This window comes from Stenotrophomonas terrae (genome assembly GCF_001431465.1).
Lineage (GTDB): Bacteria > Pseudomonadota > Gammaproteobacteria > Xanthomonadales > Xanthomonadaceae > Stenotrophomonas > Stenotrophomonas terrae.
Map to the genome: position 1 here is coordinate 49,799 of NZ_LDJJ01000017.1, position 13,947 is coordinate 63,745.

The 13,947-nt window shown below is 66.0% G+C and carries 10 protein-coding genes; 5 read left to right on the forward strand and 5 right to left on the reverse strand.

Annotated features, from left to right (window positions below):
* Positions 1–29: 29 nt before the first annotated feature.
* The 3 genes from ABB27_RS05950 to ABB27_RS05960 all read right to left on the reverse strand — a co-directional run bounded on the left by ABB27_RS05950 (position 30) and on the right by ABB27_RS05960 (position 2,229).
* Entirely contained in the window at positions 30–218 is a 189-nt protein-coding gene (locus ABB27_RS05950) for a YqaE/Pmp3 family membrane protein (RefSeq protein ID WP_057627321.1), read from the reverse strand.
* A gap of 12 nt (positions 219–230) precedes the next feature.
* Complete coding sequence (locus ABB27_RS05955; RefSeq protein ID WP_057627322.1) at positions 231–656, reverse strand: DNA polymerase III subunit chi; 426 nt, start codon at positions 654–656, stop codon at positions 231–233.
* A 100-nt stretch (positions 657–756) separates the two neighbouring features.
* Complete coding sequence (locus ABB27_RS05960) at positions 757–2,229, reverse strand: leucyl aminopeptidase (protein ID WP_057627323.1); 1,473 nt, start codon at positions 2,227–2,229, stop codon at positions 757–759.
* Between the two features lie 105 nt (positions 2,230–2,334).
* On the opposite strand from ABB27_RS05960, the gene lptF reads away from it, so the two are divergent.
* On the forward strand, positions 2,335–3,420 hold the full coding sequence (lptF, locus tag ABB27_RS05965; RefSeq protein ID WP_057627324.1) for an LPS export ABC transporter permease LptF: 1,086 nt from the start codon (positions 2,335–2,337) through the stop codon (positions 3,418–3,420).
* Complete coding sequence (gene lptG, locus ABB27_RS05970; RefSeq protein WP_057627325.1) at positions 3,417–4,523, forward strand: LPS export ABC transporter permease LptG; 1,107 nt, start codon at positions 3,417–3,419, stop codon at positions 4,521–4,523. The genes lptF and lptG overlap by 4 nt, the downstream gene beginning before the upstream one ends.
* A 243-nt stretch (positions 4,524–4,766) precedes the next feature.
* On the opposite strand, the gene ABB27_RS05975 is transcribed toward lptG, so the two are convergent.
* Positions 4,767–5,228: an RDD family protein gene (locus ABB27_RS05975; RefSeq protein WP_057627326.1), complete on the reverse strand. Its 462-nt coding sequence runs from the start codon at positions 5,226–5,228 to the stop codon at positions 4,767–4,769.
* A gap of 71 nt (positions 5,229–5,299) precedes the next feature.
* On the opposite strand from ABB27_RS05975, the gene xerD reads away from it, so the two are divergent.
* A complete protein-coding gene (gene xerD, locus ABB27_RS05980; RefSeq protein WP_057627327.1) occupies positions 5,300–6,277 on the forward strand; it encodes a site-specific tyrosine recombinase XerD in 978 nt (325 codons plus the stop codon).
* 293 nt (positions 6,278–6,570) lie between these two features.
* Entirely contained in the window at positions 6,571–7,350 is a 780-nt protein-coding gene (locus ABB27_RS05985; RefSeq protein ID WP_057627328.1) for a DsbC family protein, read from the forward strand.
* Positions 7,351–7,429: 79 nt separating this feature from the next.
* Here the strand turns inward: ABB27_RS05985 and ABB27_RS20450 are convergent, their stop codons facing one another.
* The gene (locus ABB27_RS20450) at positions 7,430–9,526 is read right to left on the reverse strand and encodes a glycosyl hydrolase family 18 protein (protein WP_057627537.1); all 2,097 of its coding nucleotides are present in this window, start codon (positions 9,524–9,526) and stop codon (positions 7,430–7,432) included.
* Positions 9,527–9,932: 406 nt separating this feature from the next.
* Here ABB27_RS20450 and purL point away from each other — a divergent pair, with 406 nt between their 5' ends.
* Positions 9,933–13,814, forward strand: coding sequence for a phosphoribosylformylglycinamidine synthase (purL, locus tag ABB27_RS05995; RefSeq protein WP_057627329.1), 3,882 nt, complete (start codon positions 9,933–9,935; stop codon positions 13,812–13,814).
* The last annotated feature ends 133 nt before the right edge of the window (positions 13,815–13,947 follow it).

Below are 13,947 nucleotides of genomic sequence, written 5' to 3' on the forward strand. Positions count from 1 at the left end.
CGGGGGAACCGGTAAAAGCGGGAGGGGGATCAGCGGCCGAGTGCGCGCTGGATCTTTTTGTCGGTGTGGTACTGGCTGACGGCATAGGCAGCCCAGATGGCTGCGGGCAGCCAGCCAATCAAGGTGATCTGCAGGATGAGACAGACAATGCCGGAAATCGGACGACCGATGGTGAAAAAGGCCAGCCACGGCAGCAGGATGGCAATCAGCAGGCGCATGCGTCTAATCCCTTACATGTCGTATTTGTTGAGCGTGTAGTCGGCGGCCTTGTACTGGCGCCAGCGCTCACGCAGCGGTTCGCGGGCTTCCGGATCGGCCGGCACCACTTCCAGTACACGGTCGCAGCTGCCCAGGTAGGGCTCATTGCGCAGGTTGATGACCAGTGGCCGCTCCGGTGCTTCGGCGCCGGGCGCGGCGATCAGCACGATGGCTTCTTCCTCGTCCACGTCCTCACCGATGATCTGGTGCGGGATATAGGCGTCCGGGTCGAACGACCACAGCAGCTCGTCCAGTTCCTCGGCCTGGGCCTGGTCGCGGGCCAGCACCAGCGTGTACAGACCGCCGTCGTTGGCCTTGCGTGCGAGCTCGCACACCAGCTTCAACGGTTCGGTGAGAAAACGCGGCTTGGCGATCAGGTAGAAGTCGGCGCGCATCAGGTCACTAGGAAGTGGAGGGAAGAGGGTGAAACAGCAGGGTCAGCAGGGGCCTGCGCCGGGTAAGCCCCGACGCTGGCCCTGCTTTCGAGCCCGGCTTTGTTCAGGCAACGCGATCCAGCAACCACTGGGTCAGCAGGCCGACCGGGCGACCGGTGGCCATGCCGCGCTTGCCTTCATCGCTGGCAACGCCGGCGATATCCAGGTGCGCCCAGCGCTGGCCTTCGGTGAAGCGCGACAGGAAGCAGCCAGCGGTGATGGCGCCGGCCCAGCGGCCGCCGATGTTGTAGACGTCGGCAAAGCTCGAATCCAGCATGCCCTGGTACTCGTCCCACAGCGGCAGACGCCAGGCGCGGTCGAACACGTTCTCGCCGGCGGCGGTCAGCTCGTTGGCCAGGTCGTCGTGCTTGCTCATCAGTCCGGCGGTCTGGTGGCCCAGGGCCACCATGCAGGCGCCGGTCAGCGTGGCAACGTCGATCAGTGCGGCCGGCTCGAAGCGCTGCGCATAGGTCAGCGCATCGCACAGGATCAAACGCCCTTCGGCGTCGGTATTGCCCACTTCGATGGTCTTGCCCGACATCGAGGTGATCACGTCCGACGGACGGTAGGCATTGCCGTCGATGGCGTTTTCCACCGCCGGCACCACCACCACCAGGTTCAGCGGCAGCTTGGCCTTGACCGTGGCGACGAAGGTGCCGATGACGTTGGCGCCACCGCACATGTCGTACTTCATTTCCTCGATGCCGCCCTGGGTCTTCAGGTTGACGCCGCCGGTATCGAAGGTGATGCCCTTGCCGACCAGCACGTAGGGCTTGGCCTCACCGCCGTTGTTCCACTTCAGCACGACCAGCTTGGGGCGGTTGGCCGAGCCACGGGCCACGGCCAGCAGCGAGCCCATGCCCAGCGCTTCCATCTGCGCCTCGTCCAGGATCTCGGCTTCGGCGCCATCGTGCTCGGCAGCGAACTTGACCGAGGATTCAGCCAGATAGGCCGGGGTGCAGTAGTTCGGCGGCAGGTTGCCCAGTTCGCGGGCGTATTCCACGCCGGCGGCGATGGCCTGGCCCTGCAGCAGCGCGGTTTCGTCGCTGCTGGCGATGGCCAGCGACTCCAGACCCGGGGCTTCGGGCTTCTTCTTGCCCAGGGTGGCGGTGTAGCGGTAGCTGGCGTGGTTGGCGGTGATCACCGCCTGACGCACCTTCCAGGCGCTGTCGCGGCCGCTGACGTCCAGTTCGTTCAGGGTGAACAGCGCGCTGCGGGTGTTGCCACTCTTCAGGGCGCGGGCGGCGTCGCCGGCGGCCTTCAGGTACTGCACCACGCCAAATTTGGCCGGGTCGCCCAGGCCAACCACCAGCACGCGCGCGGCGCTGACGCCGGCCAGATCGTGAAGCAAGGTGGTGTTGCCGGTCTTGCCGCCGACGTCGCCGCGCTCAATCAGCGCCGCCAAACGGCCGTCAGAGGCCGTATCCAGGGCCTTTGCGGCCGGTGACAGCGACTTGTCAGAGAAGGCGCCAACAATGACGCAATCCACCTCGGCAGAGGCGGGGGCGGCGTGGTTCAGGGTGAATTCCAGAGACATTGATCAGATTCCGTTGCCAAATCCGTACAATCGCAGGCTGTATACGCGGGGCCATCGAGGCCGGGCGTTCTGCGGACTAAACCGAGAGTTTAAACCACCGACCCTATGGCGAAGCTTGACCGCTACCTGCTGAGTGACTTCCTCCAGAGCTTTCTGGCCACTTTGACCGTACTTCTGGTAGTCAGCATGGGCGGTGTGCTGGTCGACATCCTCGGCCGCATCGCCGATGGGCGCATCCCTGCCGGGCTGATGCTGTCCCAGCTGGGCCTGCAGTTCATCGTCTACCTGCCCATCATCCTGCCGCTGGCCCTGATGCTGGGGCTGGCGCTGTCGATCGCGCGGCTGTACCGCGATTCGGAAATGGCGGTGCTCACCGGTGTCGGTGTCGGCCCCAAGCGCCTGCTCAAGCCGATCCTGCTGCTGACCGTGCCGGTCGTGGCGCTGGTCGCGGCCTGTTCGCTGTGGCTGGGCCCCTGGGCCGACCGCAACGCCGAGCGGATGCTGCAGGAAGCCAGTCGCAGCATGGTGGTGGCCGGGCTGGAGCCGGGCCAGTTCACGCCGCTGTCCGGTGGTGGCGTGGTCTACCTGTCTTCATTGGCGGGCGACGGCACCAAGATGGGCAAGGTGTTCATGCAGCGGCAGAAGGAAGGGCGTATCGACGTGGTATCGGCCAACAGCGGCGCGATGTTCTTTGAAGGCGAGCGCCAGCGCTACCTCCGGCTGGAAGACGGTTATCGGGTCGAAGGCCCGGAAAACGGCGCCCTGGACTACCGGCTGATGCGCTATGCGCGCAATGAAGTCGCCCTGCCGGACCGTGACGAAGTGCGCGACCAGAATGATCCGGAAATGCTGCCCACCCGTCAGTTGCTGGGGGATGCACGGTCCGAGGCCAAGGCTGAGCTGCATTGGCGGCTGACCCCGCCGCTGCTGGCCCTGGCCTTTGCCCTGCTGACCCTGCCGCTTGCCCGCAGCGCACCGCGCCAGCAGCGCTACGGCCGCATCATGATGGCCTTCCTCGCTTATACGCTGGGCGTGAGCCTGAGCATTCTCGGCAAACAGTGGTTGGCAGCAGGCAAACTGCCGGTGGAGGCGGGCATGTGGTGGTTGACCTTGCCCCTGCTGATCCTGGCGTTGTGGCTGTATTTCCGTGATGGGCGCCTGGGCCGCCGCCGCGTGGGAGCCAAGGCATGAGGCTGCTGCCGCGGATTCACGATATCTACGTAGGCCGTACCGTGCTGCTCACGGTGCTGGTGGTGTGGATGGTGTTGCTGGGCCTGGACGCGATCATGGCCTTGTCCGGCGAGGCCGGGAAAATCGGCCAGGGGCATTACAGCTTCGGCCACGCCTTGGCCTGGCTGGCCTATACCTTGCCGCGCCGTGCTTACACCGTGTTCCCGATGGCGGCGGTGATCGGTGCGCTGATGGGCCTGGGCCAGTTGGCGGCCACCTCGGAGCTGACCGCATTGCGTGCGGTTGGCCTGTCGCGTCGACGTATAGCCGTCTCTGTGGCGATTTCTTTGTCGCTGCTGACCGTGCTGATGGTGGTCAACGGCGAGACTCTGTCGCCCTGGGCGCAGAACCGCGCCGATGCGCTCAAGACCAGTGCCCGCTACAACACCGATATGGCCACGGCCCGCTATTCGGGCCTGTGGGCGCGCGAAGGCGATATTTTCCTCAATGCGCAGACCGGCGAAGAGCAGGTCAGCGCTGATGGGCAGGCGATCCTGCTGCTGCATGACGTGCGCCTGTACCAGTTGGGTGAAGACGGGCGTCTGTTGAGCCTGACCTACGCCAAGACCGCGCGCCACGACCATCAGGGCTGGGTGCTGGAAACGGTGCGTCGCGACACCTTCGGCGAGCGTTCGGTCAGCCGCCAGGAGCTGCCCACCGAGAAGTGGGCCTCCAAGCTGGATGCGGCAGCGCTGGCTTCCGGCCTGGCCAAGCCACGCAACCTCAGTGCCGGCGAGCTGAAAACCAGCATCGACTACCGCAAGCGCAATGGCCTGGACGCGCGCGACTACGAAGACACCTATTGGGGGCGCTGGTTCTACCCGCTGAACGTGCTGGCACTGTGTCTGGCGGCGGTGCCGTTCGCCTTTGGCTCGCTGCGCAGCGGTGGCATGGGCAAGCGCCTGTTCCTGGGCATGCTGTTCGCGCTGGGCTTCCTGCTGCTGCAGATGTTCTTCGGGCGCATGGCCGGTGCGCTGAAATTTGATTACCGCATTGCCTACGCATTGCCGCCGATCATGATGCTGGGCATCTCCGCCTGGCTGTCACGACGGCGGGTCGGCTGATAGCAAGGTTGTTGTAGGAGCGGCGTAAGCCGCGAAGCCGGTGACAATGAAATCACCGGCATCCCTGCCATCGTAGGGATCTCCAGCTTCGCGGCTTACGCCGCTCCTACATAGGCTGCGTGGAAGGCCCCTGCCGAGCATGGCTCGGCACTACATTGGCAATATCGGTAAGGCCTCTGCCGAGCATGGCTCGGCACTACAGGCGGCAATATTGGTAATGCCCCTGCCGAGCATGGCTCGGCACTACAGTTTTTGCAGGCGGGTGCCGCTCAGGCGGTCGTGCAGGGTCAGGCGTTCGCGGTCGACCAGTGCCCAGAAGAATCCCAGCCCTGCCAATAGCAGCGACAGGCTGCCCAGCGCATAGCGTTTCCACAGCAGCGCCCGGCTTGGCGACTGCCCGTCCATGGTCTGCAGGCGCAAGCGCCATGGCCGCATGCCCAGGGTCTGCCCGCCACGCTTCCAGCTTTCGGTGGCGTAGAGCCCGGCAATCAGCCAGCAGCTCAGCCACAGCAGCCACTGCAGGGCACTGAACGGGTGGATGTTCTCGCGGCTGGCGTGTCCGGCCAGCGCGTAGCCGACGGTGAACAGTGCCGAGACCAGCATCCACAAGGCCAGTACCGGCCACAGGTCATAGAACAGCGCGGCCAGGCGGCGCAGCAACAACGCGGAAGGACGGGGCGTCTGGGCGAGGGCAGGTGTGCTCATGCGCCGAGCATACGATTTGTGGCTGTCGGCGTGCATGGGCAGGCGCGGGCGCAGCGCTTATCCTTGCGCCGATGTCTGCCGCACTTACTCCCGCCGAACGCCGCCAGCTGGTACAGCAGTTGCCGCCCCTGCGCGCTGCCGATGAGCGCCTGATCCAACGTTTCCTGGATGCGATCTGGGCCGAGCACGGCCTGGCCCGGGCCTCGCTGGACAGCTATCGGCGTGACCTGGAAGGCCTGTCGCGCTGGCGCGATGGCACCAATGACGGCCTGGCCGGGATCGATCGCGCCGGCCTGTTCGATTACCTGGCCTGGCGTACCCGGCACGGTTGGACCGCGCGCAGCAACGCGCGTCTGCTGTCGGTGCTGCGGGCCTTCTTCGGCCAGGCGCTCAAGCGCGGCGAACGCAGCGAAGACCCCGCTGCGCTGCTGGAATCGCCCAAGCTGCCGCGCTCCTTGCCCAAGGCGCTGGCTGAGAGCCAGATCGAGGCCTTGCTGGCGGCGCCGGATGTGGAGACACCGGTCGGCCTGCGTGACCGCGCCATGTTGGAACTGATGTATGCGGCCGGCCTGCGGGTCAGCGAACTGGTCAATCTGCCGGCCAATGCGGTCAATCTGCGTCAGGGCGTGCTGCGGGTGACCGGCAAGGGCAGCAAGGAGCGGCTGGTGCCGTTGGGCGAAGAATCGCAGTACTGGTTGGAGCGCTACCTGGCCACCGCACGGCCACAGCTTGCCGGTGGCAAGCCGGTCGCGGCGACCCCGAGCGGGCAGGTGCCTTTGTTTGTCGATGTGGACCGTACCCCGCTCAGTCGCCAGCAGTTCTGGGCGCTGGTGAAGACCAGTGCGGCGGTGGCCGGCATCGATCCCGGCAAGATCAGCCCGCACGGCCTGCGCCACAGTTTTGCCACCCATCTGCTCAATCACGGCGCCGATCTGCGCGCGCTGCAGATGCTGCTCGGCCACAGCTCCCTGTCCACCACCCAGATATATACCCTGGTGGCTCGCGAACACCTGCAGAAGCTGCACCGCAAGCACCACCCGCGCGGCTGAGGCTGCGTTGCAGGCCGCCGTGTGTTTTTGTAGGAGCGGCGTAAGCCGCGAAGCACGTAAAGCCTGAAATGCCCTGTAGAGCCGAGCCATGTTCGGCTGGGGCACTACCGGGAAAGCCTCTGCCGAGCGTGGCTCGGCACTACAGACTGGCTTCGGGTTCAGTTGCTTCGCGGCTGACGCCGCTCCTACAGGCCTGCGCTCTTACGCAACCCGCGCCGCCGGTGAGCTGCCGGTTGCGGAGCTGTGCACGGCGGGTGTGCGAGAATCTCCCCGTTCTCTTTCGATGGGTCGCCATGTTCCGATTTGCCATTGCCGCGCTGTTGGGAGCGCTGAGCCTTACTGCCTGTGCACAACAGCCCGCAGCCTCCAAAACCGCCACCGCAGCTGCCGCCCCGGCCACCGATGCGGCGGTCGAGAAGCGCGTGCGCGATGCGCTCAAGGAACTCGATCCGAATTTCAAGCCCGATTACATCGGCGCGGCACCGTTCGCCGGTTTCCGCGAGGTGATCGTGTCCGGGCAGGTGCTGTACGTCACCGACGACGGCCGCTACCTGCTGCAGACCACGCCGTATGACATCGCCAACAAGACCCAGGCCACCAGCCCGGGCCTGCTGGCCTACCGTCGCGGTCTGCTGGAAACCCTGCCGCATTCGGACCGCATCGTGTTTGCGCCGCCCAATGCCAAGCACACCATCAGCGTGTTCACGGACATCGAGTGCGGCTACTGCCGCAAGCTGCACCAGGACATTGCCGAGCTGAACCGCAACGGCATTGCGGTGGAATACCTGGCGTTCCCGCGCATGGGCCTGGCCAGCAAGGACGCCACCGACATGATCTCGGTCTGGTGCGCAAGCGACCGCAAGGCCGCACTGACCGCGGCCAAGACCGGCCAGCCGGTTCCGGCAAAGAACTGCACCAACCCGGTGGCCATGCAGTACAACCTGGGCCAGCAGTTGGGTATCAATGGCACGCCGGCGATTTTTGCCGCCGATGGCACCCAGCTGGGTGGCTACCTGCCGCCGGCCCAGCTCAAGGCTGCGCTGGACCGTTTGGAAGGCAGCGGCAGCCGCTGATAGCGCTGCAGCAGGCCAAGGCATGAACAGGCAACGCCCCTCCCGGCAACGAGAGGGGCGTTTTAGTTTTGGCTGAGGCTTATTTCAGGCCCTTGCCGATGCTGTTGACCAGGGTGCCCTGGGCGTCATCGCCGCTGAACTCCCAGAAGAAGGCGCCGCCCAGGCCCTGCGCTTTGACGTAGGCCATCTTGCGGCCCAGCATTTCCGGGGTATCGACGCTCCAGAACGTGCTGCCGTTGTACAGCCAGGTGGCCTGTGCGGCCGGGTCGGTATACACCGGCCAGCCGAGGTTCTTGAGCACTTTCCAGTCCTCGATGCCGGCCTCGAACCTGCCGTTTGCCGGCCGCCCGCTCTGGTACAGGCCGTTGTTGGTCGCGGCCACATTGGTCCAGCCACGGCCGTAGAAGCCCACGCCCAGGTTCAACTTGGCAGCTGGCACGCCGCGCTGCAGGTAGGTCTCGATGGCGTCGTTGCTGTTGTACAGGGCGGCGTCACCGCGGGACGGATCGGCCGGTGAGTGGAACAGGGCGGTGTGGTGGTTGGTGGTGCCGGCCCAGGCGCCATGGAAGTCATAGGTCATCACATTGATGAAATCCAGGTAGCGGTGGTAGGCCGCCGGGTCGGTCGGGCGGATCTTGTCGATGCCGGCACCGACCGCCACGGTCAGCAGCAGCCCGGGACGCACCGCATCCAACTGGCGGCGGAACTCGGCCAGCAGCGCGGTGAAGTTGTCGCGGTCGGCCGGGGTGCCACAGCTCAGGCCACAGGCGGCCGGGTATTCCCAGTCAATGTCGATGCCATCGAACACGCCTGCGGCGACGCCCTTGCCACCGGCGTTGTCGGTGAACGGCAGGTTGCCCGTGATATACGCATCAATGCAGGAGGCGACAAAGGCCTGGCGGTTCTCGGGGCGCGCGGCGCTGGCAAAGCCGCGCGACCAGGTCCAGCCGCCCAGCGAGATCAGCGTCTTCAGCTGTGGGTGCTTGGCCTTGAGCTGCTTGAGCTGGTTCCAGTTGCCGCGCAGGGGCTGGTTCCATCGGTCGGCAACACCGCTGACGCTCTCGCTGCCGCCAAAGCTACGGGTGTAATCGGCATAGGCATCGCCACCGGCGCCACTGGCCGGGTCGGCGGCCTGGGTGATACCGACCTCGCAGCGGTTGTTGCGGACGTTGCCGAAGGCGTAGTTGATGTGGGTCAGCTGGGCAGCCGAGCCGCTGCTGTCGATGTTCTTGACCCGGTAATTGCGGCCATAGATGCCCCATTGGGTGAAATAGCCGATGACCCGCTTGCCGGGTGCGGCCGGCGTGCCGGGATCACCGGGATTGCCAGGGCCGCCCGGATTGCCAGGATTTGGATCGGGATTTGGATTGCCGGGGTCAACGCCGCCAGTGTCCTCGGCCAGGGTGGTGGCGCTGATGGCGGTGCTGATCGCCGAGGCATTGCCCGCCTTGTCGCGCGCGCTTACTGCATAGCGGTAGGCGGTGGCCGCGCTCAAGCCCGCATCGATATAGCCAGTTGTGCCGAGCGAGGCGATCTGCCGGCCGTCGCGGTACAGCGTATATGCGGCTATGCCACTGCCGCCGGGGTTGTCGCTGGCGGCATTCCACTGCAGGGAGATGCTGTTGGGGGTGCGCGAAGTGACGGCCAGCCCGTTGGGGACGGAGGGCGCGGTGGTGTCCTTGTCGGCGGCGGTGACCACGACATTGACCGTCGCCGAGGTGGTACTGGCATTGCGGTCGTCGGTGGCGACTGCCGTCAGGATGTAGTTGCCCGCTGTCGGCCCGCGCCAGCTAAGGCTGTAGGGGGCGCGGCTGACGCTGCCTAGGGACAGCGCATTGCGGAAGAACTCCACCTTGCGCACGCTGCCATCACTGTCGCTGGCCTCGGCGGTGACGGTGATCGGGGTGCCGGCGGTGAAGTTGCTGCCGGCGGTGGGTGAGGCCAGGCGAACCTGCGGTGGCTTGTTGGCCGGTGCCGGGCCGGCGTCGCAGCGGCCCAGGTTGTCGTAGTAGCGCCGGCCGGCGGGGTGGTCGGGCGGGGCGTTCCAGATGGTCTGGCGTACCTGGTAGAGCACGCCGTCCTTTTGCAAGGTACTGCCCGGCTGGTAAATGGTGGTGCCCAGCCAGGGTTTGACCCCGCTGCAGTCGGCGGCCTGGGCGGCGGGTACGGCGGCCATGGCCAAGGCCAGCACCAGACTCGTGCGCAGATGCGCGCCGGGATGGGCAGGGCGGATGAATGGGGGCAGGCGATGGCGCAGGGAATGTTCCGTCATGGTTGGTCTCCTTCTGGTGGATGTGGTGCGCCCCCGGGCACGCCTTCGGCATGCCGGACAAACGGGTGTCAGGCCTGAAGACGGTGCTGTGGAGGATGAAAACGCCCGGATGGGAGCCCGTGTGCCGGCAGGCAGCTGCTGGCCGAACGAGGATAACGTTGTCAAAATCGGCTGCGGCTTTTGCCCCGCCCTGCCTGCTGTCGGTGTGGTCCGCGTCATTGCTGAGGACTTCCGGTAGCCGGGGTGCTGAGGCTTGGGGCGGCCGAGTCCGGTACAATCGCGGGCCGATTCCCACCATGGTCTCCCGGACATGATCGTCCTCGAGGGCGCAGCTGCCCTTTCGCCGTTCCGCCGCGAACGTCTTGAATCCCGCCTGCAGTCCATTGCCGCCGATCTGCGCATTACCGGTGCCTGGCACGTCTATTTCACCCAAGCTGCCGATGCCGGTGCGGTCGACCAGACCACGCTGGGCCGCATCCTGCAGGCTCAGCCGCAGGCTGCCGAACGCGCCGAGGGAGCGGTTTCCCGCTTCGTGGTGCCACGCCTGGGCACGCTGTCGCCCTGGTCGAGCAAGGCCACCGAGCTGGTACGCGGTGCCGGTCAGCCGATCCAGCGGGTGGAACGCGGTACCCGCATCGATCTGAGCGGCTGGCCGTCCGATCCGGCCCAGCAGGCCGCGCTGGCCAAGTTGCTGCACGATCCGATGACCCAGTCGCTGCTGGAAGACATTGGCCAGGCCCAGGCGTTGTTCAACAACGTCGGCCGCGGCACCCTGGAGCGGATTGCGCTGGATGACCTGGAAGGCGCCAACAAGCGCCTCGGCCTGGCCCTGGCCGACGACGAAATCGATTACCTGCGCCAGCGCTACAGCGAACTCGGCCGTGACCCGTCCGATGTCGAACTGATGATGTTCGCGCAGGCCAATTCCGAACATTGCCGGCACAAGATATTCAATGCCAGCTGGACCATCGACGGCAACGAGCAGGACCGCTCGCTGTTCAAGATGATCAAGAACACCCACCAGCAGACCCCGCAGCACACGCTCAGCGCGTACAGCGACAATGCGGCGGTGATTGAAGGTGAACCGGCCGCGCGTTATCGCCCGGATCCGGCCACCGGCAAGTACCGCAGCGAAGCGGTGGTGCCCAGCGCGTTCCAGATCAAGGTGGAAACGCATAACCACCCGACCGCGATCGCGCCGTTCCCCGGCGCCGCGACCGGTGCTGGTGGTGAGATCCGCGACGAAGGCGCTACCGGCCGTGGCGGCAAGCCCAAGGCTGGCCTGACCGGTTTCTCGGTCTCGCACCTGCGCATCCCGACCCTGCCGCAGCCGTGGGAAGCGCCGCGCGCGCTGAACCCGCGCATGGCACCGGCGCTGGACATCATGCTGGACGGCCCGCTCGGCGGCGCTGCATTCAACAACGAATTCGGCCGACCCAACCTGCTGGGTTATTTCCGCAGCTTCGAACTGCCGGAAGACGGCATCACCCGCGCCTACGACAAGCCGATCATGTTGGCGGGCGGCCTGGGCGCGATTGATCGCGTGCAGGTCGACAAGCTGCAGCTGCAGGCTGGCGACGCGGTGATCGTGCTCGGCGGCCCGGCCATGTTGATTGGCCTGGGCGGTGGCGCGGCCTCGTCGGTGGCTTCGGGTGAAAGTGCCGAAGACCTCGACTTCGCCAGCGTGCAGCGCGACAACCCGGAAATGGAACGCCGTTGCCAGGAAGTGATCGACCGTTGCGTGGCCATGGGCACGAACAACCCGATCAAGTTCTTCCACGATGTCGGCGCCGGTGGCCTGTCCAACGCCATTCCCGAGCTGCTGCACGACTCCAAGGTTGGCGGTGTGATCGACCTGGGCAAGGTGCCCACCGACGATCCCTCGCTGTCGCCGCTGGAACTGTGGTGCAACGAGTCGCAGGAACGGTATGTGCTTGGCGTGGCGCCGGAGCGGCTGGCCGAGTTCGCCGCCATCTGCGCACGCGAGCGCTGCCCGTTTGCCGCCGTTGGCGTCGCCACCAGCGAAGAACACCTGGTCGTCGCCTATGGCGCGACCCCGGGCAATACCCCGGCCGATGCCCCGATTGATCTGCCGATGGACGTGCTGTTCGGCAAGGCGCCAAAGATGCACCGCGATGCCGTGCATCCGCCGGCACCGCGCTGGCCGTCGCTGAAGACCGCCGGTATCGATCTGCACGACGCGGGCCTGCGTGTGCTTGCGCACCCGACCGTTGCCTCCAAGAGCTTCCTGGTCACCATCGGTGACCGCAGCGTTGGCGGCCTGACCGCGCGCGAGCAGATGATCGGCCCCTGGCAGTTGCCGATGGCCGATGTGGCCATCACCCTGGCCGGCTTTGATACCTATGCCGGCGAAGCGATGTCGCTGGGCGAGCGCACGCCGCTTGCACTGTTGAACGCTGCCGCGTCGGCACGCATGGCGGTGGGTGAAGCCATCACCAACCTGTGTGCCGCACCGGTGACCGCGCTGGATACGGTCAAGCTGTCCGCCAACTGGATGGCCGCCTGCGGCCACAACGGCGAAGACGCGCGGCTGTACGACGCGGTCAAGGCCGTGGGCATGGAACTGTGCCCGCAGCTGGATATCAGCATCCCGGTGGGCAAGGACTCGCTGTCGATGCAGGCGCAGTGGCAGGCCGATGGCCAGGCCGAAAAGTCGGTTTCGCCGGTGTCGCTGGTGATCACCGCTTTCGCGCCGGTCAGCGATGCCCGCCAGCAGCTGACCCCGCTGCTCGACCGCGAAACCGAAAGCGAGTTGTGGCTGATTGGTCTGGGCGCTGGCAAGCAGCGTCTGGGCGGCTCGATCCTGGCGCAGACCCAGGCCGATCACAGCGCGCTGCCGGCGTTTGCCGGTGAAGTGCCCGACCTGGACGACCCGCAGCGCCTGCGTGCGTTCTTCGAGTTGATCTGCGATGCGCGCGAGTCCGGCCTGTTGCTGGCTTACCACGACCGCAGCGACGGTGGTGCCTTCGCCGCCCTGTGTGAAATGGCCTTCGCCTCGCGGCTGGGCCTGGACATCGTGCTCGATGCCTGGGGCGATGATCCGTTCCGCAGCCTGTTCAACGAAGAACTCGGCGCCGTGGTGCAGATCGCCAAGGAAGACCGCGCCGCGTTTGCCGACCTGGTCGAACGCCACGCCCTGACCGAGTGCGCACAGCGCATCGCCCGCCCCACCACCGCACCGACCGTGCGCGTGCAGCTGGGCAGCGACACGCTGGTGGAATGGCGCTGGGAAGAATTGTTCGATGCCTGGTGGTCGGTGACCCACGCCATGCAGAAGCTGCGTGACAACCCGGATGCGGCCGACCAGGAACGCGCCATTGCCCGCAATTTCAACGCCCCGGGGCTGAAGCCGAAGCTGTCGTTCGACGCGGCCGAGGACGTGGCGGCACCGTTCATTGCGACCGGTGCGCGGCCGAAGGTGGCGATCCTGCGCGAGCAGGGCGTCAACGGCCAGATTGAAATGGCCAACATCTTCGAGCGTGTCGGCTTTGATGCCTACGACGTGCACATGAGCGACCTGATCGAAGGCCGCGTGCAGTTGTCCGACTTCCGCGGCATCGCCGCCTGTGGCGGCTTCAGCTACGGCGACGTGCTCGGTGCAGGCCGCGGCTGGGCAACCTCCATCCTGGAACGCCCGGCATTGCGTGAGGCCTTTGCGGCCTTCTTCGCACGCCCGGATACCTTCGCGCTGGGCGTGTGCAACGGTTGCCAGATGATGAGCCAGCTCAAGGACATCATCCCCGGTGCCGAGCACTGGCCCAAGTTCCTGCGCAATGCCAGCGAGCAGTTCGAAGCGCGCACTGCGCTGCTGGAAATCGTCGAGTCGCCGTCAATCCTGTTGCGTGGCATGGCCGGTTCGCGCCTGCCGGTGGCGGTGGCACACGGCGAAGGCCGTGCCGAGTTCGACAACGCGGTGGACCAGGCAGCGGCCAGCGTCGCGCTGCGTTACGTCGATGGCGACGGCCGCGTGGCCAGCCAGTACCCGCTCAATCCGAACGGCTCGCCTGACGGCATCACCGGCCTGACCAGCAGCGATGGCCGCGTCACCATCCTGATGCCGCACCCGGAACGCACCCCGCGCAGCGTCAACCTGAGCTGGGCACCGAGCAGTTGGGGCGAAGACTCGCCGTGGCTGCGGATGTTCCGCAACGCAAGAGTATGGTGCGGCTGAACAGGCATAAACGTCGAAAGATAGTTTCAGTACATACGAAAACCAAGAAGCCCGCAGGCCAACGCCTGCGGGCTTTTTCCGTTCTGGATTGTGGTTTTTCGAATGGTCCGATACCTGTATCCGGATGTGTGTG

Excerpts from the sequence above, each read along its gene's own strand:
- ABB27_RS05950 (WP_057627321.1), bottom strand. The coding sequence starts at position 218 with ATGCGCCTGCTGATTGCCATCCTGCTGCCGTGGCTGGCCTTTTTCACC.
- ABB27_RS05960 (WP_057627323.1), bottom strand. The coding sequence starts at position 2,229 with ATGTCTCTGGAATTCACCCTGAACCACGCCGCCCCCGCCTCTGCCGAG.
- lptF (WP_057627324.1), top strand. The coding sequence starts at position 2,335 with ATGGCGAAGCTTGACCGCTACCTGCTGAGTGACTTCCTCCAGAGCTTT.
- lptG (WP_057627325.1), top strand. The coding sequence starts at position 3,417 with ATGAGGCTGCTGCCGCGGATTCACGATATCTACGTAGGCCGTACCGTG.
- ABB27_RS05975 (WP_057627326.1), bottom strand. The coding sequence starts at position 5,228 with ATGAGCACACCTGCCCTCGCCCAGACGCCCCGTCCTTCCGCGTTGTTG.
- xerD (WP_057627327.1), top strand. The coding sequence starts at position 5,300 with ATGTCTGCCGCACTTACTCCCGCCGAACGCCGCCAGCTGGTACAGCAG.
- ABB27_RS05985 (WP_057627328.1), top strand. The coding sequence starts at position 6,571 with ATGTTCCGATTTGCCATTGCCGCGCTGTTGGGAGCGCTGAGCCTTACT.
- ABB27_RS20450 (WP_057627537.1), bottom strand. The coding sequence starts at position 9,526 with ATGGCCGCCGTACCCGCCGCCCAGGCCGCCGACTGCAGCGGGGTCAAA.
- purL (WP_057627329.1), top strand. The coding sequence starts at position 9,933 with ATGATCGTCCTCGAGGGCGCAGCTGCCCTTTCGCCGTTCCGCCGCGAA.